Origin of the sequence: Methylobacterium longum (assembly GCF_022179385.1) — a bacterium.
Taxonomy (GTDB): Bacteria; Pseudomonadota; Alphaproteobacteria; order Rhizobiales; family Beijerinckiaceae; genus Methylobacterium; species Methylobacterium longum.
Map to the genome: position 1 here is coordinate 1 of NZ_BPQS01000031.1, position 18,169 is coordinate 18,169.

Below are 18,169 nucleotides of genomic sequence, written 5' to 3' on the forward strand. Positions count from 1 at the left end.
TTGCGCGACGGACCGCCTCCGTCGTGCGGGCGCTGCCGTGGAGAACTTGGCCCATAGCGCATCCCTCGCAGCATGGTGGTCAACCGTATCACCACACCGCGGGATCAAACACCTAGGAGCCTTGTCTGATTGGGGTTGGTGAGGCAAGCGTCTCCTGATCGCTGTGTTCGGGGTTCGGCCGTGTTGCCCCCGCGAGTAGCGCGCTTCTCTTCGCGGTTGGCGCGAGGCGGTGGGCGCGACCGGTGTTGGTCGCCCGCACATCGCGGCGCTCGATCCTGACGACAGGTCGGTGACGATGCGGCAGGAGTAGCCGCTACACCTATCACGATCCGCCAGCGGTACTTCTCTCAAGAATGCCGATGACGCTCAGCGCCTCGGTCCGGCCACGTTCTGAAAGCTAACCCTTCGCGCTGACTGAACCGGAGGACGCCGGATGGCCTTTTTGCACGACCTGCCGATCGCCGACCTGATCGCGCATTATGGCTACCTCGCCATCTTCATCATCATCACGCTGGAGAGCGCCGGGCTGCCTCTCCCGGGCGAGACGGTCCTGCTGACCTCGGCGGCCTATGCCGGCAGCACCGGCAACATCAACATCGCCGTCGTCGTGGCGATCGCGGCGACCGCCGCGGTGCTGGGCGACAACGCCGGCTACTGGGTCGGCCGACGCTGGGGCCTGCCGCTGCTCCTGCGCAAAGGCCATCTGGTCGGCCTTGATCACGGCCGGCTCAAACTCGGCCAGTACCTGTTCCGCCAGCACGGCGGGAAGATCGTGTTCTTCGGCCGGTTCACCGCGATGCTGCGCGCCTATGCGGCCGTGCTCGCCGGCGTGAACAAGCTCGATGCACGTCGCTTCTTCGCCTTCAACGCCCTCGGCGGTGTGACCTGGGCCTCGATGATGGGCTTCGGCGCCTACCTGTGCGGCCGCTCGATCGAGAACGTGATGGGGCCCGTCGGCCTCGGACTGCTGGCTTTTGTCCTGCTGGGCGCCGTCGCGCTGTGGCTGTTCATGCGCCGACATGAGGCACGGCTGATGGTCGCCGCGGAAGCTGCCATCCCTGGACCTCTGGTTGCTGGGCTGAATACAGCCCCTCCGTCGCGACCAGCTGAGCAGCTTGAGGCGGTGGTTGTCGAGGTAGATCAAAGCAGCTCGACCCAGCGAGAGTTTCAGGCTCAGATCGAGGAGCTTCTAGCGAAGCAGCCTGCCACACAGGCTCGCACTGGTACTCGACCGATTGAGCGCCGGCAGGCCGAGCCGTTGCCCTGGTGGTTCAAGGTGCCAGCGCTTCTCCTAGTAGCGGCCGTCGGCATGACGTTCGCGTCCTGGGACGACAGCGTGACAGGTGGCTTTTTTGGACGCCTCGTCGGTCAAATTAGCATCGTCGGTGTTGGGCTGATCCTCTTGGGACCCACCATCATCCTCATCCTTGTCGGTCTGCGCCTGAGATACCCATCGCAACTGATCTCCTCAAGTGAAGAGATCGGAAGGGCCAACCGACTGCCGGCATGACTCCACTCGTGTTGATGAGGTTGAACTCCCCGTTCAGGTGACGCTGCATGCAGCGGCCGAGCACGGTGCCTGCCAGGGCGTCGAGGGCGGCAAACAGCGTCGTGGTGCCGTGACGGGTATAGTCGTGGGTCTGGGCGGCGTGATAGCCGGAGGCGAGCAGACGGTCAGGGCGCGTGCGTTCCAGCGCCTGGATCTGGCTCTTCTCGTCAAGGGACAGCACCACCGGTGGGCGGGTGGGTCCATGTAGAGACCGACCACGTCCTCGACCCTGGCGGCGAAGGCGGGATCGCGCGAGCGCTTGAACGTGCGCAGCCGATGCGGCTGGAGGCGGTGAGCTTCCCAGATCCGCTGCACGGCGCGCAGCGAGATTCCGACAGCACAGGCCACGGCACGTCCGGTCCAGTGAGTGACCTCCGCCGGCGGCTCCGAGCAGGTCAGCGCCAGCACCTCGGCCACCGTCTCAGTCGGGTGGCGTGCCGTGCCGGGTGGACGTGTCTTGTCGCGCAGCAGACCTTCGACGCGGGACTGTCAGGAATTTCGTGTGGGGGCGGCCATAGTGGACCCGAAGGAGGTTCCCGATGGCACGACCCAAAGCACCCCGTATCCCTGATGCGCTCCTGGATCAGCTCCTGGCCGGGGCTGATCCGAAGACGGCGTTCGAGGCCGATGGCCTGCTGGACGAGTTGAAGAAGGCCCTGGCCGAGCGGGCGCTCAACGCCGAGATGGACCACCATCTGGCGGGCGAGGAGGCCGGTAACACGCGCAACGGCTACGGTCGCAAGACAGTCACGACCGAGACGGGCCGGATCGAGCTGGCGATCCCGCGGGACCGGCAGGCGACGTTCGACCCGCAACTGATCGCCCGCTATCAGCGCCGTTTTCCCGGCTTCGACGACAAGATCGTGTCGATGTACGCGCGCGGCATGAGCACCCGAGAGATCGTCGGGCACCTGCGCGAGCTCTACGGCATCGAGGTCTCCCCCGACCTGATCAGCGCGGTGACCGACGCGGTGCTGGGGGAGGTCGCCGCCTGGCAAGCCCGGCCGCTGGAGCCGGTCTACCCGATCGTGTTCTTCGACGCCCTGCGGATCAAGGTGCGCGACGAGGGCGTCGTCCGCAACAAGGCCGTCCACATCGCGCTGGGCGTGCGCGCCGACGGCTCCAAGGAGATCCTCGGCCTGTGGCTGGAGCAGAACGAGGGCGCCAAGTTCTGGTTGCGGGTCATGAACGAGCTGAGGAACCGCGGCGTCGAGGACGTGCTGCTGGCCGTGGTCGATGGCTTGAAAGGCTTCCCCGACGCGATCCGGGCGGTGTTCCCCAAGGCGCTGGTCCAAACCTGCATCGTTCACCTGCTGCGCCACAGCCTCGACTTCGTCTCCTACAAGGACCGCAAGGCCGTGGCGGGGGCGCTGAAGGACATCTACCGCGCGCTCGATGCCGCGGCTGGCGAGGCAGCTTTGGCGGCCTTCGAGGCCAGCGAATGGGGCCGGCGCTACCCAGCCATCGCCCAGAGCTGGCGGCGGGCCTGGGGCGAGGTGATCCCGTTCTACGGCTTCCCTGGCGAGGTGCGCCGGATCCTGTACACCACGAACGCCATAGAGGCTCTGAACGCCACGCTGCGCCGGGCTGTGCGCGCCCGCGGGCACTTCCCGAGCGACGAGGCCGCGCTGAAGCTGCTCTACCTGGTCTTGAACCGCTCCGAGAAGGCGTGGAAGATGGGCCCGCGTGAATGGGTCATGGCCAAAGCGCAGTTCGCCGTCATCTTCGGCGAGCGCTCCACCCGGGCCATGGCGGCCTGATGTTCAATCCGCCGCCCGCACACGGAATTCCTGACAGTCCCCCCAGACGCGGTCATGCTTATGGGATGGCCCGCCCCTCACTGAACCGTCGTGGCATTCTTCTGCCACGGACACGTGGAGGGATCTGGAATGGCAAAGAGCTCGATCGCCGTGCTGGGTATCGACCTTGGGAAGAACAGCTGCAGCCTTGTCGGTTTCGATGCGGCTGGAGTTGTCGTCCTGCGCCGCCGCGCGCGGCGTGAGACGGTCGTCGGACTGACGGCCAAGCTACCGGCTTGTGTAGTCGCTATGGAGGCCTGCTGCGGCGCCCATCATCTCGGCCAGTTGCTCGTAGCACAGGGGCACACCGTCCGTCTGATGTCGCCGGAGTATGTTCGACCCTACGTCAAAGCGCAGAAGAACGACGATCGTGATGCCGAGGCGATCGCAGAGGCAGCCACGCGCCCGACCATGCGCTTCGTGCCCCTGAAGGCGCAGGACCAGCTCGATATGCAGAGCCTGCATCGGGTCCGGTCGCGGCTGGTCGGAATGCGCACCATGCTCATGAACCAGCTCCGCGCGATCCTGCTGGAGCGTGGTCTCACCTTCCCGCAGGGCCGGCGCAAGTTCGAGATGGCAATTGGAGCTCTGATGCATGACCCTGAGGCGCAGATCGGACCACGCATCCGATCCCTCATCGGAGAGGTCCGCGACGAATGGACGGACCTCGATCGCCGCATAGCGGCGCTCGATCGCGAGTTCGTCGAGCATGCTCGTGCCGACGAGGCGGCGCGCCGCCTGGTGTCGATCCCGGGCATCGGAACAATGACGGCCACGGCTCTGCGCGCTGCCGTCGATGACGGCAGCACCTTCACGCGTGCCCGCGATCTCGCGGCTTGGCTCGGCCTTGTACCACGCCAGCACACGACGGGCGGCAAGCCGAAGCTGCTCGGCATCAGCAAGCGGGGGAACTCCTACCTGCGCGGGCTCTTCATCCACGGGGCGAGAGCGGCGCTGCCCTCGATGGCTAAAGCTGAGGACGCGACCGGCCAATGGCTGCGAGGTCTGCTGGCGCGGGCGCACTACAACGCCGTGGTCGTCGCGCTCGCCGCCAAGCTCGCTCGAATCGCCTGGGCAACGCTGCGGAAGGGCGTGACCTTCGAGCGGCAGCCGGAGCCGGCTCACGCCTGAGACATCGCAAAAGCTTGACCTTGACCGGAGCACGAGCGACCGGCGCGGGTCCATGAGGTCTGCGGGAGGACAGTGAAGATGGCCTGACGGTCGAGCGGCGTTCCGGAAGCCTGGCAAAAACGTATGGCCCGCCCCGTCCGCAAGTGGCACTGGATCCGCTGGTCTGAGCAGTCTGCATAAACGTATCCGGCCTTCCGGCGAGCCGTTGGCCAAGATGGAGATCCGCGCGTCCTGAGCCTCATAAAAGGGTCGGCGTCGAGCGCCATTTTTGCCGGGAGGCTTGCAGAACACCGGTCGACTGTCAGGCCATCTTCCTCTCACCGCCCGCAGACATCGGAAGGCCGGCGCGTGCCGCGCGGGCCGAACTCAGATCAGGCGGTCACAACCGCCGGCTCATAGTCACGCCCGTGGCGCAGCAGCGCCCAGACGATGCGCGCCATCTTCGCCGCCAGCGCCACCACCGCCGTGTTGGCATGCGCCCGAGCCAGCAGACCGCGCAGCCACTGCCCGAGCCGCGTATCACCCTGCCGGAGTGTCGGCATTGCGGCCCGGGCGCCCTGGATGAGCGTCTTGCGCAGGTACTTGCTGCCGCGCTTGGTGATGCCGACGAGCCGGGGCTTCCCTCCGGTCGTCATCTGCCGCGGTACGAGGCCGAGCCAGGCTGCCAGGTCGCGCCCGCGGGCGAAGGTCGCCACGTCGCCGATGGCCGCAACCAGGGCAGTGGCGTTGAGCGCGCCGATGCCCGGGATAGTCGTCAGCCGGCGCGCGTTCTCGTCCGTGCGGGCCTGCTCGGCGAACTCGGCATCCAGCGCGGCGATGCGTTGGTCGAGGAACTGCCAGCGCTCGCGCACTTCCGCCACGAGCCTGCGCATGCGCGGTGTGAGCGTCGAGCCCGCCTCCGTGTCGAGTAACGCGGTCAGACAGGCGGCCAGCTTGGCTCGCCCTTGCGCGACGACATAGCCGCGCTCCAGAAGGATGGCGCGGATTTGGTTCATCAGCGCCGTGCGCTCGCCCACGAGCTGGTCGCGGACCCGGTGCAGGGTCTGCACGTCGAGTTGTGCCTCGGACTTGAGCGCCACGAACCGCATCGTCGGGCGGGTGGCCGCCTCGGCGATGGCTTCAGCGTCGCGGTCGTCGTTCTTCTGCGCCTTGACGTACGGGCGCACGTATTCCGGCGACATCAGTCGGACCGTGTGTCCCTGCTCCACGAGGGCGCGGCCCATGTGATGCGCACCGCAGCACGCCTCCATCGCTACGATGCACCCCGGCAGCTTCGAGCCGAAGGCGATCACCGTCTCGCGCCGCATGCGTCGGCGCAGCACGACCCGTCCGCTCGCATCCAGCCCAACGAGGCTGCAGCTGTTCTTACCCAGATCGATCCCCAGCACCGCGATCGACATCGTTTCGCTCCATCCCTCATCTCGGCTACCCTGCAAGCCTAGCAGCGCAGCCCGGTGAGGGGCGGGCCATCCATAAAAGCGGCTCTTCGAGGCCGACGTGCTTATGAGGCCCGGGGCGTGCGGCTCTCCATCTTGGCGGCGGCCACTGCGCCGACATGCCGGATACGTTTGTGCAGACCGCACACAGGCACCTTCACCGACCACCATGCAGACGGGGCGGGCCATACGTTTTTTTGAGCAGGCGGTTTTCCAGGACGAGATCGGCCACGACCTCCTTCAGCGCACTTGCCTCGCGGCGCAGCTCCTTGACCTCATCAGCCGTGGCGGCCCGTGCCGTGTCGCCGGCCAGCCGCTTCTTGCCGGCTTCCAGGAACTCCTTGGACCAGCCGTAGTACATCGAGCTGGCGATACCCTCGCGGCGGCACAACTCGGCGATGCTGTCCTCGCCGCGCAGCCCTTCCAGCACGATGCGGATCTTCTCCTCGGCCGAGAACTGCCAGCGCGTGACCCGGCGGATGTCCTTGATCACGGCTTCTGCCGGCTTCCGAGCCGGGCCGGACGTCTGTTTCATCTTCGCTCCTGGGGGCTACGATGAACCAGACATCCTCCGTTCGTGAAGACCCTCAATCTGTCTCAGGGGTGCTGATGGCCGACAAGTGACGAGGAAGCGACGACCGTCTTTGCCTATGCCCAGGCTTGGGGGCCGCGGTGCCAGCGGAGCGTAACAGCCTATGACGCCTCCGACTTCAACGACGCCGGCAAGCTGGTGCAGTGGATCGGCGACGCGCTGACCGACGTGGAAAGCGCGGTCAACAAAGAGGTGCGACGGCGCCGGCCGACATCCCCCGTCGACCGCGAGACCCAACTGGAAATGCTGACCCCGCCGGTAATCCAGAACGGCGACCCTGACGAGGCCGAAGCCTTCGCCCGCGAGCTGCTGGCCCACGCCGAGGCCAAGCGGGCAGGGCGCTGACGTGCGCCCTCCTGCCCCTGTTGCAGTGTGTACCGCCCCGGCCGGATCCGTCGGACCTTCCCCCTTCATCGTGACCCGAGACCTGACACCATGGGCGATGTGCTCACCTTCACCCCGCGTCCGAAGCCGGCCGCTCCGGAGATTCTGGAGCCGCTGGCGGGCGCTGCACTGCGCGCCAGCCTAGAGGAGGCGGCACAGACCGCCCTCGACGCGGCGGACCGCATCATCGCGGTGCTGGACCGCATGGACGGGGATGCCGACCACAAGGATGGCGGGGACGCCAAGCCGTCCTTGGCCGCTCCCGAGAACACCGCCGGCAGTCAGGTCACATGGCTGCGCGGGAACGACCAAGACCGCGAGGCCGAGGCGGCCGAGACCGTGCTGCCTGAAGTGGCGGTGGTGATTGAGGTGGAACCGTCGAGTTGGGGCGGGCGTGGGAACGTCGTAGCGGCCGCTGGGGTGGCGCTGCTGGAAATGGTGGTCAGTGACAGATGCTCAGATCGCCATGGCCTCCCGGCAGGCGTCGAAGATGGCTTCACCGTCCGGCGTGAAGCGCCCGTGTGCCAGCACCACGCCGAGGCCAGCCTCGTAGCTCGCACGGTTGTGGGCGAGCTTGTTGGCGATCAGCACCCGCTCACGGTCATCGAGGCTTTTGGCTCCACGTAGCGCCATAAGCGCATGGTTCATCCGAGCAAGAACGTAGGTGGCGTGCACGATGCCTTCGATAGGCCGCGGATCCCGCCTCAAGGGCGAAGCATAACGCTCTATTGGATCGTTCGTGGTGAGGTCCGCCCCCAACGTCATGCCGAACAGCAGCGCGTGGGCTGTCTCGTGTGCGAGCCCCTCGACCAGTGTTACGCGGTCCGGCACCCGAGCCGGGTTCAGTACCACGGCCCCCCAGAGGAAGACCGTGGCCGCCCCGCCGAAACCGCCGCTGGCATTGGTAGCGAGCACGATCTGGTGGCCGAGCGTGTCGATCTCGTCGAGGAGCGTGAGGTCGGCTTCCGTCAGCAGCCCGCGCGCTTCAGCGACCAGACCTCGGATGCGGTGTACCTCGGCCGGCTCGACGGGTCGTAGGCCGAGTGGTTGCTCCACATCACTGTCGATGACGGCGCGATAGCGGGCTACGTCGATGGCTCCGAGATCACCCTCAGCGATCGTCAGAACCGTTCCTGGTCGGCCCGGGCGGTCCGGACGTCGAGCGACGAGTTCGGAAGCCAGCCTCATCACAGCCTCGGCGTCACCGCGCAGGATGGCCTGAACGAGATCGTGGTAGCAGGCCCAGAGCTGCGGTGGTGCTCGCCGTGTCGCCAGCAATGCTCGGCTCCACTCCAGTGGAACGCTGTCATGCACGAAGCCGTGTCGCATCGCCTCGTTGATCACACGAGTGGCGCTATCGCTAAGCGCACGTCGGATCCCGAGATCGATCGCGGCAGTACGTGCCGGGATAGGTTGAAAGGCGAAAAAACTCACTGCGCAGTATCCCATAGGCCTCGCGACGGCGGTTTAGCTTCGGGCATCGCCATTTAATGATGGCTGATTTTCAAGCAAGATAAAAAATTACTTTGCGATCGATTTCGATACTCATGCACGTATCAGGCTATAACTTACTAAGATTGTGGAAATAGGATTTTATTGTGCGCTCCAGCACTATCTACTTGCTTGCGTCATAATTGTCACTTAATCGCGAAAAATCGGACCTATATTTAGTATGTGCATTTTTTCGATTTGACCACGGCACCAAGTTCAGTCTTCAAGTAAATTTATGGTAGGGGATCTTACTTCATCAGCTCTGAAGCTGACCCAGCTTCCCGATGCAAACGCAGCGGTAGGCTTGGCTGTTCGCTTCATGGTCGGGCACCCAGCATACGCTGATCTGCCATTCGGAAGCTGGAGTGCGGCGCTCTGCAATCAGGTTGGTCGCGGCCATTACGCCTTCGTCGTCGATAGCAACAACGAGGTTGTTGGATACGCTGGTTGGGCCATGGCGCCAGAGGCAAAAGCCGAGGCGTGGGCAGAGGGGCAGCTGGAACTCAGCGACGAGGAGTGTCGCGTCGGCGACTGCCTGATCATGAATGCGTGGATCGCCAACACCAACGCAGTGAACCGGTTTCTCGTCGACGCTGTGCGCGCAGGCGCCCAGGACAAGAAGACAATCTACTTCCGTCGCCTCTACCCGGACGGCCGTCGCCGGATCGTGCGCCTGTCCGTCAATGAATTTGCCGCCAGCCATCTCGCCCGCAATGCGGCCGCGTGTGGTCCCAACATCTAAAGCCGAAAGAGCTTAGCTGTGAACGAAAACTCCGCTTCGGACGTCTCTGGAGTCGCATTTCAACAGCTGCGCGCTGCGTTGGCCGGAGATACGCTCCTTGGCTTCGGCGATCTGTCTGAGTCGAATGGCCTATCGCCCCGCGCCAAGGCTGCCTTCGTCGGCGTGGCGACATCGAACACGCCGTACACCGTGACGAATACGGCGGACAGCGGTGCCGGTTCGCTACGGGAAGGCCTCAATACCGGTGCCGATGGGAGGATCATCACTTTTGCCCCCTCGATCGCCGGACAGACGATTACGACGAGCGGCCTGAATATTACCCAAAGCATTACAATTGATGGAGGCTCATCGGGCGTCAAAGTCAGCGGCGGAAACAATAATACAGTTTTTACTGTCAATGCAGACGCGAGCGATAACGTATCGATTAAAGGAGTTGGCATAATAAATGGCAATGGGGTGGGGCAAAGCGGTCCACAAGTAAATTTTAGTAGCTTTCCTCCTACGTTTTCTCAGAATGGGGAAAACGCTGCAGGCGGAATTCACAGTGTGCGCGGCAATCTAAATTTGTCCAACGACACTTTCGCCAACAATACCGCGACGGGCGGGATGGGTGCCGATGCTTCTGCTAGTCAAAACAAGGCTGCAGGCGCAGGCGGCAATGCGGCCGGTGCGGTTTACGTGGAGCCAACTTCGACAGTCACAGCCAGCAATCTGATCTTTTCCAACAACACCGCTACTGCTGGGGCAGGGGGGGCCGCCGCCACGGGGTACCCCGTGGGCAGCAACGGCACAGCTGATTTAATCTCGAACAGCGCTTCTGTTCGGAACGCCGCTATTCAACCCACTCCGCCAGCCAACAATGCGCCGTGCTACTGCACTGGTACGGGCATTCTAATCTGGCGCGATGGCGTCGAGATCGAGGTTGCTGTCGAGACACTCGCGATTGGCGATTTGGTCGTTACCGCTGCCGGCACGCACCGCCCCATCCGCTGGATCGGCAGCCGGAGCTACCCCGGGCTGTCTGCTCCGCAGCACGACTGCCCCGTGCGCATCAAGGCCGGCGCGTTTGCCGACGGCGTACCTGCCCGCGATCTGCTCGTCTCGCCTGACCACGCTCTGATAATCGACGGTCTGTTCGTTGCTGCCGGTCACCTCGTCAACGGTATTTCGATCACCCGCGGTGAGGCGGTGGCGGATCTCACCTACTGGCACGTGGAGTTGGACAGCCACGACCTGCTGATGGCCGAGAACACCCCGGCCGAGAGCTTCCTGGCAGCGCCCGGCGTGCGCTGTGGCTTCGACGGCGTGCAAGCCCTCGATGCGGGCGCCGCGCCTATCCCCTACGCGCCGCGCACCGAACTCGGCCGTGAGCTTGCCGCGCTGCGCGGGCGCTTGGCCCACCGCGCCGTCTCCTCAGACGAGGCCGCCGATCTGGGCCCCATCCGGGCCTGGCTGGACCGATGCTTAGTCGGAGCCGACGGCCTGTTGCACGTAGGCGGCTGGGCTCAGGACACCGCACAGCCCGACGCCCCGGTGTGCTTGGACGTGATGGTCGACGGAGCGGTGGTCGCGTTCGCCGTCGCGAGCGAGTACCGCGCCGACCTCGCCGCTGCCGGCGTTGGGGACGGCCGGGTCGGTTTCGACCTCGGGTTGGACGTGCGGCTGGCTTCAGGCGTGTCACACGTCATCGAGGTTCGCCGCTCGGCTGACGGGGCTCTGGTATGCGCCAAGCAGATCGACTCAGTAGGCGTGTGGACAGCGTTGCTGGCAGCATAATCCATGGGTGGCGCTGCTCAGCTTCTACGATGGCTGGAGCGCGTCGACTCGGGCACACATCGGCGCATCAAGGGCCTGCGGCTGGTCACCGCCTACGCCATCGCTGCACTGCTCGGCGCGGTGTTGGAGCCGCATCATGCCGGAAACGGCCGCACGCTGAGTTCCCTCGCCGGTGGTTTCGCGCTCTGGGCCAGCGTTTCGGAAGGTCAAGCGACCCGTGGTGTGTCCAGCCGTGACCTCCTGATCCTGTGCGCCGCGGCCATGATGGGCGCGCTCAGCATGGTTGGCTTGGCTGCGTTCCTCGGCCCGCGAACATGGCCTGGACCGGAGGCGATCCTGATCACAGGCGCCTTCTTGGTCGGATAGTTCAAACGGTACGGGACGCTCGGGGCCGGCGTTGGGTCACAGGTCTATATCGGGCAGTTGCTGGCCTACGGTGCATCCCTGCACCTCGCTGATAGCGGGACGGCAGTCCTCGCCGGCATGGTCGCAGCGGTCGCCGCCATCATCCCGCAGGTGCTCAGCGGACCTGCTGAGCGGCCGGTGTCGCCCCCTATCGGTGGGCCACTCGAACCGGTCGGCCCCGCTCAGCGCGCTCGCGAGCTGCGTATGGGGCTGCATGCGGCGCTCGCAGCGCTGGTTATCGTAATGCTGGCTGACGCGTTCCATCTTGAACAATCAACATGGGCTATCACGGCGTGCACATACGTCATCGCGGCATCGACCGCCGGAACGCTTGACCGCGTCCGACGTCGGATCCTGGGCCCGCTCGTCGGTGTCCCGCTCGGGTTGATGCTTCTGCCCGTGGCCTCACATGCGCCACTCGTTCTTTGGCTTGCAGCGGCGCTCGCCATGATCATCTACGCCATGGCGCTCCCCGAACGCTACGATGTCGCTTGCGGAGCTTATGCGTTCACGCTGATGGTGACGTTGGCTGCCACCGGTGAGCGCTCGACCCTGCTTCTCGCCGCGCGAGCCTGGGAAACGCTGATCGGTGGTGCGATCGGCCTCGCGACCGCGCTGATCGTCCTACCTCTGCAACCGCAGCGAAACATCGGATCCTGAGAACGTCATCGTACCGTATGCCCGGTAGTGGGCTACTCCCGCGTGGGCTTCGGCTCAGGCTTGGTGGATCTCATCAGGCCCTGGATCGCTCGCGGCGGTGGACCTGCCTTCTGGGCGATCTCCGCCTCCTGCTGCTCGATAAGCTGACGGGCCGGCTCGTCGCCGTCGAGACCGCCCAGGATCTCCATCGGCACGCGCCGGTTTGAGGCGCGGCTGCCATCCTCGAACACGACGTCGAACAGGACGGAGCCTCGATCCTGAGGCTGTTGCTTCACGCGCTTGGCCATGCAGCCCGATAGGCCGGTAAGCTCGGCAGTTCTAGATCGCTCGGCGGCCGAGGTGTTGGCCTAGCCGCTGCCTATAGCGGACATCCTACCTCGAAGCGGCCACGGCAACGTCCTGACGGCAGCCGGCACGATGCTCCTCGACCTGTTGGAGCGCGCCTGAAGCCTACGGCGCTCCCGTACCGCGCCCCTCAGGTCCGGCGCCTATCCTGGCTCGAGACCGTGCGCTTCAACTTAGCTCGACTTTGGCCAATCGGACGGGTGATCGAGGGTGTGAGGTGACGAAGCGGGATGACGGATAGGCTGGTGGCGTCCCCGCCAAGAGACACCGCCATGCTCCCCCTGCCCACCCGCTTCGCCGAGATCATACTGGCGTTCGCGCCGCTGTTCGTCCACCGCTCGTGGCGACACGCCCAGAACCTGCTGGTCGGCGCGATCCTCACGCCGGGGCAGCGCACGGTGACAAGCGTCCTGCGCATCATCGGCCGCGCGCAGAAGCGGCGGTTTGTGAACGTCCACCGCTTCCTCAGCCGGGCGGCGTGGTACCCGCGCTCTGGCAGCCGTATCCTGCTCGGGCTCCTCGTCGATGCGTTTGCGCAACGTGGCCTCGTCGTCCTGGGACTGGACGATACGATAGAGCGCCGTCGCGGCAAGCGGATCGCGGCCAAGGGCATCTACCGTGATCCGGTTCGCTCCTCCGACAGCCACTTCGTCAAGGCGAGCGGGCAGCGTTGATGAGCCTGATGGTGCTCGCCCCGATCCCCTGGGCGGGGCGTGTCTGGGCGTCGCCGTTTCTGACCCCGCTGGTGCCGTCAGAGCGCGCCTGTCGCGAACGGGGCCGTCGGCACAAGCCGTTGCTCGATGTTGGACGCTAACTCGCCCTCCAGGCGCGCCTCTGGCTGCGCGCACGCGACCTCATAGTGGTGGGCGACAGCGGCTTCTAGGCCTTGCTGTTCCTCGACGCGATGCGCCGCGCTCGCATCACGGCGATCACTCGCCTGCGGCTAGATGCCGCTCCCTACGATCCCGCCCCGCCGCGCCCGCCCGGCACGATCGGGCGCCCGCAGACCAAAGGCGCGCGGCTGCCGACGCTCGCTGCGATCCTCGCGGCCAAGGAAACGCGCTGGCACGCGGTCGTGGTGCCCGGCTGGTATGGGGCAGGCGAGCGCACGATCGAGATCGCCTCGGACACCGCGGTGTGGCGGCACGGTGGCCTGCCCGTCGTACCGATGCGTTGGGTCCTCATCCGCGATCCCGAGGCGCGCTTCCCATCCCAGGCCCTGCTCTGCACTGATCCGACGCGCGAGCCCGCGCAGATCGTAGGGTGGTTCGTGCGGCGTTGGACCATCGAGGTCACTTTCCAGGAAGCGCGTGCCCATCCCGGGTCGAGACGCAGCGGCAGTGGTCCGATATGGCGATTGCCCGCACCACACCCTGCCTGCTCGCTCTATTCTCGATCGTCACGCTGCTGGCTGCACGGCTCCCGGCCCGCCAACGGCAACAGATCGCGGCCGCCGGGTGGTACCTAAAACCGCGCCCGACCTTCGCCGATGCTCTGGCCGCCGTGCGCTATGCGATCTAGCGCGAGCGGACTTTGGCAACATCACCGCGCCGACGCCCCCGAACAAAACCCCGCTTCCGTTTGCCAGCGCCCTGGGCCTATGCGCTCTGCCACGCCGCATGAATGGCCAAAGTCGAACTTAGTCGTCAGATAGAGAACTACTGTCCGGACTCATAACCAGTAGCTGACGGTGGCCGCGAGGCAGACGGCGGCGAGATAGTTGGTCGCCAAACGGTCGTAGCGGGTGGCGATGCGGCGGAAGTCCTTGAGACGGCCGAACACGCGTTCGATGGCGTTGCGTCCGCGATAGAGCACGGGGGAGAAGCACGGCTTCCAGCGGCGGTTGATCTTAGGTGGGATGTTGGGCGCGGCCCCGGCCGCCTCGATCTGTCGCCGAATGGCGTCGCTGTCATAGCCTTTATCTGCCAGCACGATGCGGCAGGCGGGTAGGCGTTCGAGCAGCAGCGCGCCGGCCTTGCAGTCGGCGGCCTGCCCGCCGGTCAGCAGGAAGGCGAGCGGGCGGCAAAAGCGGTCGGTGAGGGCGTGGATCTTGGTCGTGCGCCCGCTCCGCGAGCGACCGATGGCCTGGCTCTGCTCCCACCTTTGCCCCCCGCGGCGCAGCGGTGAGCCTTCACGGCGGTGGAGTCGATCAGCACCTGAGAGGGCGGCCCGCCAGCTTGGGCGAGGGTCTCGAACAGCCCGACCCAGACCCCCTTGGCCGCCCAGCGCACGAAGCGGTTGTAGAGGGTCTTCTTCGGCCCGTAGAGATCGCGCGGCGCGTCCGTCCAGCGCCCGCCGGACTTCAGGACATGAACGATGTCGCTGATCACGCGCCGGTCGTCCACGCGCTCCTTGCCCCGCGTGTCATTCGGCAGAAGCGGTGCGATCTTCGCAAACTGCTCGTCCGTCAGCCAGAACTGATCCATCGGCTCTGATCAGCTCCTCCCGTAGGAGCCGTGAATCACACCCCAGCCATCCGCGCCACCGTTATGGGTCCCGACGCTAAAACAAACCGATAAATCGTTCCGGCAGACGCCACAAGTCAGGAGCTTGTGACCAATCTTTTCGTTCAATTGCATCCGCAAAATTTCTTTTGGTTGCCTCGAAGTGAATTTCTCCGTTTCGCATCTGAACGGATCGTTTTGTGAGGTTAGCGCCCTCCTGTCTCATAAAAGCAACAAAATCCTGAGGATCTATTTCATGATGGCTGTTCGGTACGCCAACAGGTGCGGACGCATTGCGCTTTTTCTGCCGATCATACATAATATTATTATCGAAATGCGCAAGATGAAATAAGTACAAACCATTGAAGCTGGGCCGATGATCTCTAATCAAACAGTGAAAGCCTATATGCCAATCGACGCGCTCAGAGATTAATGTGGGCTTGCACAAACTAGATATCGGACGTGAGTATTTTCTCTGCTGTGAAATTGGCTTACTGAGATCAATGTCAGGCTCACCTTCAACGTGTCTGATGTCTGTACCAAATAGATCAACGACCGGTGGGTGCTCACGGGATATCATAAAATCTGCTAATGTGGCCGCTATGTCTGGGTCTGGAAACACTATCTCATCAGCATCGACATAAAGAACGTACTCGAAAGAAATAAACAGCGACGAACAAAAATCCCTAACTGTGTTACTACGGGCCCATTCATTCAGAGGTGCTCTTGGTAGCCGTATCAAATTTGCCTTGATATTAGACGTTGAGCCGTCGTCGGACCCATGGTCTATTATGTAGCAGTTTTCGGACCCTATCTGACGATCATAGTGTCTCAACCACAGCGGCAAAAGCACTGCTTCATTGTACGCCATGGTCACGACCGCGAGTGGGCTTTTTTTCACCGACCCTGCTCCTCAGAAAACCGTTTCAAGATACGAACCAAACGTTCGTCGCGTAAGCGCTCGTTGGCAGGCGCCTTGCGGGATATGATCCTGGACCTGGATACAGTGCTTTCGCGAAGGCTTGTATCCGCCCTATGTCTGGACTTACGATCTCGCCCCATATCGTCGTAGCCGGCACGCGTCGCTCGTGGACGCGTGAGGAAAAGCGAGCGATCCTCGATGAGGCGGAGAGCACCACCGCGTCGATCTGGTCCGTGGCACGCCGCCATGGCCTGACGCCATCGCTGCTCTTTCGCTGGCGACGCGAGGCCTAGGATGAGGAGCGGGCGGCGGCCCTGCCGGTTCCGCCTCCCTTCGTTCCGCTCGCATTTTCGGCGCCGGTGGGGCTGCCGACGCGTGACCAGGGTGCGCCGGGTGGCGCCATCGAGGTGGAACTGGTCGGCGGGCATCGGCTCCGTGCCCAGGCCGGGGCCGATCCAGCCCTCGTGCGAGATCTTCTTGCGGCGCTGCTGGATCAATGATCCCCGTTCCCTCGGGCTTACGCGTGTGGCTGGCCACCGGCCACACGGACATGAGGAAGAGCTTCGACGGGCTCGCCGCGCTGGTGCAGGACCACCTGCACCATGATCCGTTCTCCGGTCAGGCCTTCGTCTTCCGCGGCCGTGTGGGGCGACTGATCAAGGTCCTGTGGTGGGACGGCCAGGGGCTGTGCCTGTTCTCGAAGCGGCTGGAGAGAGGCCGTTTCGTCTAGCCGGGGACTGCAGGGGCCACGGCGGCGCTTACGCCAGCTCAGCTCGCGATGCTGCTGGAGGGGATCGACTGGCGGGCGCCCGAGCGCACGGACCGGCCGCGCATCGCGGGCTGAGGGACGCCGCGCCCGAAGGGGCTGGCGGAGCCGTCGTGGGCAAACTAAGCTATTGGTATGGCTCTCGATCCTGCCTCGCTGCCGGATGACGTGGATGCGCTCAAACGCATGATCGTCGGCATGGCGAGGGACGCCGTTCATGCCAACACGCTGATCGAGAAGCTCCGCGGCGAACTCGCAAGGTTGAAGCGGGTGCAGTTCGGCGTCTCGTCCGAGAAGCTGCAAGCCCGCGTCGAGCAGCTCGAACTCGCCATTGAGGCCCTGGAGGTCGACGAGGCCGAGCGTCTTGCAGCGGCTCCGGTCGTCGCCGAGGCGGTCGAGGCGGCAAGCCGAGGGCCGGGGCGCCGCCCCTTGCCCGATCAACTGCCGCGCGAGACCGTCGCTCATCCCGGCCCCTGCGCCTGCCCGGCCTGCGGCGGTCGCCTGCGCCGGATCGGCGAGGACGTGACGGAGAGCCTCGACTACGTGCCGGGCCGCTTCAAGGTGGTGCGGCACCTGCGCGAGGCCTTCTCCTGTCGATCCTGCGAGACCGTGGTGCAGGCTCCCGCGCCCTACCACGCCATCGCCCGCGGCCGTGCCGGCCCCGGGTTGCTCGCGCATATCGCCGTGGCGAAGTTCGACGATCACCTACCTCTGTATCGTCAGGCCGAGATCTATGCTCGGGACGGCGTCACGTTGCAGACCTCGACCCTGTCCGGCTGGATGGGCGCCACGGCCGCCGCGCTGGCTCCGCTGGTCGATCTCCTGCGGACGGAGGTGATCGCCGGGTCGGACGTCCTGCACGGTGACGATACGACGGTGCCGATCCTGGCGCCCGGGGCGGGGAAGACTAGAACTGGCCGGCTCTGGGCGTATGTGCGCGACGAGCGCCCCCACGGTGGGGTGCGTCCGCCGGCGGCCGTGTTCTTCGCCTCGCCGGACCGAAAGGGCGAGCGTCCGCTCACGGATCTGGCGGCGTTCTCTGGCGTATTGCAGGCGGATGGCTATGCCGGCTTCAACGGGCTCTACGCGGGTCGTCGACCAGGCGGCGCGCTGATGGAGGCCACCTGTTGGGCGCACACCCGTCGCAAGTTCTTCGATGTTCATGCCAGGACCGGCTCGGCGGTCGCCTTCGAGGCCTCGGACCGGATCGGCGTGATCTACGAGGTCGAGCGCTCCGTCAGCGGCAAGCCTCCCGACGAGCGCCTGCGGCAGCGCCAGGCCCGATCACGACCGCTCGCAGCGGCCCTGAAGGCCTGGGCGGAGGCGATCCTGCCGCAGCTCTCCGGCGGCTCCGATCTTGCCAAAGCGTTCCGCTACATGCTGGTGCGCTGGACGGCGCTGACCCGCGTCTTCGACGACGGGCGGATCGCGCTCGACAACAACCCAGCCGAGCGGGCGCTGCGGTCCGTCGCGATCGGCCCGCAAGAACTATCTGTTCGCCGGCTCGGAGCGGGGCGCCGAGCGAGCCGCGGCGTTCTACACGCTGATCGAGACGGCCAAGCTCAACGGGCTCGACTCGGAGGCCTACCTGCGCGATGTGCTCACCCGCCTCGCCGATCATCCAGCCAAACGCCTGGCCGAACTCCTGCCATGGAACTGGTCGCCGGTCGCCATTGGTGCCCAGGCCGCCTGATCAACCGGGCAGCTCGCCGAGCACTTACTTCGTC

The 18,169-nt window shown here is 65.1% G+C and carries 17 protein-coding genes and 3 pseudogenes; 13 read left to right on the forward strand and 7 right to left on the reverse strand.

From position 1 onward, the window contains the following. Positions 1–433: 433 nt before the first annotated feature. Positions 434–1,069, forward strand: a pseudogene (locus MFF58_RS32495) (DedA family protein); the annotation flags it as partial. A gap of 463 nt (positions 1,070–1,532) precedes the next feature. Here MFF58_RS32495 and MFF58_RS21550 read toward each other — a convergent pair. Further along, positions 1,533–2,029 (reverse strand): annotated as a pseudogene (locus MFF58_RS21550) (IS630 family transposase); the annotation flags it as partial. A gap of 59 nt (positions 2,030–2,088) precedes the next feature. Between MFF58_RS21550 and MFF58_RS21555 the strand changes: the two are divergent. After that, a complete protein-coding gene (locus MFF58_RS21555) occupies positions 2,089–3,309 on the forward strand; it encodes an IS256 family transposase (RefSeq protein ID WP_238291017.1) in 1,221 nt (406 codons plus the stop codon). 150 nt (positions 3,310–3,459) lie between these two features. After that, positions 3,460–4,479 carry an IS110 family RNA-guided transposase gene (locus MFF58_RS21560; RefSeq protein ID WP_238291077.1) on the forward strand — a complete coding sequence of 340 codons (1,020 nt, stop codon included), beginning with the start codon at positions 3,460–3,462 and terminating at the stop codon, positions 4,477–4,479. Positions 4,480–4,850: 371 nt separating this feature from the next. On the opposite strand, the gene MFF58_RS21565 is transcribed toward MFF58_RS21560, so the two are convergent. Together MFF58_RS21565 and MFF58_RS21570 are read right to left on the reverse strand one after the other, a co-directional pair. Continuing rightward, complete coding sequence (locus tag MFF58_RS21565) at positions 4,851–5,879, reverse strand: IS110 family RNA-guided transposase (RefSeq protein ID WP_238291019.1); 1,029 nt, start codon at positions 5,877–5,879, stop codon at positions 4,851–4,853. Between the two features lie 223 nt (positions 5,880–6,102). Continuing rightward, a pseudogene (locus MFF58_RS21570) lies at positions 6,103–6,450 on the reverse strand (transposase); the annotation flags it as partial. A 195-nt stretch (positions 6,451–6,645) separates the two neighbouring features. On the opposite strand from MFF58_RS21570, the gene MFF58_RS21575 reads away from it, so the two are divergent. Continuing rightward, positions 6,646–6,852, forward strand: a complete 207-nt coding sequence (locus tag MFF58_RS21575) for a hypothetical protein (RefSeq protein ID WP_238291020.1) — start codon at positions 6,646–6,648, stop codon at positions 6,850–6,852. Between the two features lie 495 nt (positions 6,853–7,347). Here MFF58_RS21575 and MFF58_RS21580 read toward each other — a convergent pair whose 3' ends face one another. Continuing rightward, positions 7,348–8,325 carry an aKG-HExxH-type peptide beta-hydroxylase gene (locus MFF58_RS21580; protein ID WP_238291021.1) on the reverse strand — a complete coding sequence of 326 codons (978 nt, stop codon included), beginning with the start codon at positions 8,323–8,325 and terminating at the stop codon, positions 7,348–7,350. 292 nt (positions 8,326–8,617) lie between these two features. On the opposite strand from MFF58_RS21580, the gene MFF58_RS21585 reads away from it, so the two are divergent. The 4 genes from MFF58_RS21585 to MFF58_RS21600 all read left to right on the forward strand — a co-directional run bounded on the left by MFF58_RS21585 (position 8,618) and on the right by MFF58_RS21600 (position 11,965). Then, a complete protein-coding gene (locus MFF58_RS21585; protein ID WP_494337836.1) occupies positions 8,618–9,124 on the forward strand; it encodes a toxin-activating lysine-acyltransferase in 507 nt (168 codons plus the stop codon). Between the two features lie 18 nt (positions 9,125–9,142). Beyond that, positions 9,143–10,900 (forward strand): Hint domain-containing protein, encoded by a 1,758-nt coding sequence (locus MFF58_RS21590; RefSeq protein ID WP_238291023.1) that lies wholly within the window; start codon positions 9,143–9,145, stop codon positions 10,898–10,900. 3 nt (positions 10,901–10,903) lie between these two features. Next, entirely contained in the window at positions 10,904–11,266 is a 363-nt protein-coding gene (locus tag MFF58_RS21595) for a hypothetical protein (protein ID WP_238291024.1), read from the forward strand. A gap of 117 nt (positions 11,267–11,383) precedes the next feature. Continuing rightward, the gene (locus MFF58_RS21600; protein ID WP_238291025.1) at positions 11,384–11,965 is read left to right on the forward strand and encodes an FUSC family protein; all 582 of its coding nucleotides are present in this window, start codon (positions 11,384–11,386) and stop codon (positions 11,963–11,965) included. 32 nt (positions 11,966–11,997) lie between these two features. On the opposite strand, the gene MFF58_RS21605 is transcribed toward MFF58_RS21600, so the two are convergent. Further along, positions 11,998–12,252, reverse strand: a complete 255-nt coding sequence (locus MFF58_RS21605; RefSeq protein WP_238291026.1) for a hypothetical protein — start codon at positions 12,250–12,252, stop codon at positions 11,998–12,000. A 330-nt stretch (positions 12,253–12,582) separates the two neighbouring features. Between MFF58_RS21605 and MFF58_RS21610 the strand changes: the two genes are divergently transcribed. Then, positions 12,583–12,984, forward strand: a complete 402-nt coding sequence (locus tag MFF58_RS21610) for a transposase (protein ID WP_238291027.1) — start codon at positions 12,583–12,585, stop codon at positions 12,982–12,984. A 212-nt stretch (positions 12,985–13,196) separates the two neighbouring features. Further along, the gene (locus MFF58_RS21615; RefSeq protein WP_238291029.1) at positions 13,197–13,778 is read left to right on the forward strand and encodes a hypothetical protein; all 582 of its coding nucleotides are present in this window, start codon (positions 13,197–13,199) and stop codon (positions 13,776–13,778) included. Between the two features lie 203 nt (positions 13,779–13,981). On the opposite strand, the gene MFF58_RS21620 is transcribed toward MFF58_RS21615, so the two are convergent. Beyond that, a protein-coding gene (locus MFF58_RS21620) for an IS5 family transposase (protein WP_238291031.1) occupies positions 13,982–14,736 on the reverse strand; the annotation gives its coding sequence in 2 pieces (ribosomal slippage) (positions 13,982–14,406 and positions 14,406–14,736; 756 coding nt in all). 76 nt (positions 14,737–14,812) lie between these two features. Continuing rightward, on the reverse strand, positions 14,813–15,655 hold the full coding sequence (locus MFF58_RS21625) for a glycosyltransferase family 2 protein (RefSeq protein ID WP_238291033.1): 843 nt from the start codon (positions 15,653–15,655) through the stop codon (positions 14,813–14,815). Between the two features lie 134 nt (positions 15,656–15,789). Here MFF58_RS21625 and MFF58_RS32625 point away from each other — a divergent pair, with 134 nt between their 5' ends. The 3 genes from MFF58_RS32625 to tnpC all read left to right on the forward strand — a co-directional run bounded on the left by MFF58_RS32625 (position 15,790) and on the right by tnpC (position 18,135). Further along, entirely contained in the window at positions 15,790–15,969 is a 180-nt protein-coding gene (locus MFF58_RS32625; RefSeq protein WP_353959836.1) for a transposase, read from the forward strand. Between the two features lie 203 nt (positions 15,970–16,172). Then, positions 16,173–16,406 (forward strand): IS66 family insertion sequence element accessory protein TnpB, encoded by a 234-nt coding sequence (gene tnpB, locus MFF58_RS21630; protein ID WP_353959835.1) that lies wholly within the window; start codon positions 16,173–16,175, stop codon positions 16,404–16,406. A 171-nt stretch (positions 16,407–16,577) separates the two neighbouring features. Continuing rightward, a protein-coding gene (gene tnpC, locus MFF58_RS21635; RefSeq protein ID WP_238291035.1) for an IS66 family transposase occupies positions 16,578–18,135 on the forward strand; the annotation gives its coding sequence in 2 pieces (ribosomal slippage) (positions 16,578–17,921 and positions 17,923–18,135; 1,557 coding nt in all). The last annotated feature ends 34 nt before the right edge of the window (positions 18,136–18,169 follow it).

What these genes read in the sequence shown, in the direction of transcription:
- MFF58_RS21555 (WP_238291017.1), top strand. Translation starts at nt 2,089, where the DNA reads ATGGCACGACCCAAAGCACCCCGTATCCCTGATGCGCTCCTGGATCAG.
- MFF58_RS21565 (WP_238291019.1), bottom strand. Translation starts at nt 5,879, where the DNA reads ATGTCGATCGCGGTGCTGGGGATCGATCTGGGTAAGAACAGCTGCAGC.
- MFF58_RS21585 (WP_494337836.1), top strand. Translation starts at nt 8,618, where the DNA reads ATGGTAGGGGATCTTACTTCATCAGCTCTGAAGCTGACCCAGCTTCCC.
- MFF58_RS21595 (WP_238291024.1), top strand. Translation starts at nt 10,904, where the DNA reads ATGGGTGGCGCTGCTCAGCTTCTACGATGGCTGGAGCGCGTCGACTCG.
- MFF58_RS21600 (WP_238291025.1), top strand. Translation starts at nt 11,384, where the DNA reads ATGGTCGCAGCGGTCGCCGCCATCATCCCGCAGGTGCTCAGCGGACCT.
- MFF58_RS21605 (WP_238291026.1), bottom strand. Translation starts at nt 12,252, where the DNA reads ATGGCCAAGCGCGTGAAGCAACAGCCTCAGGATCGAGGCTCCGTCCTG.
- MFF58_RS21610 (WP_238291027.1), top strand. Translation starts at nt 12,583, where the DNA reads ATGCTCCCCCTGCCCACCCGCTTCGCCGAGATCATACTGGCGTTCGCG.
- MFF58_RS32625 (WP_353959836.1), top strand. Translation starts at nt 15,790, where the DNA reads ATGTCTGGACTTACGATCTCGCCCCATATCGTCGTAGCCGGCACGCGT.
- tnpB (WP_353959835.1), top strand. Translation starts at nt 16,173, where the DNA reads ATGATCCCCGTTCCCTCGGGCTTACGCGTGTGGCTGGCCACCGGCCAC.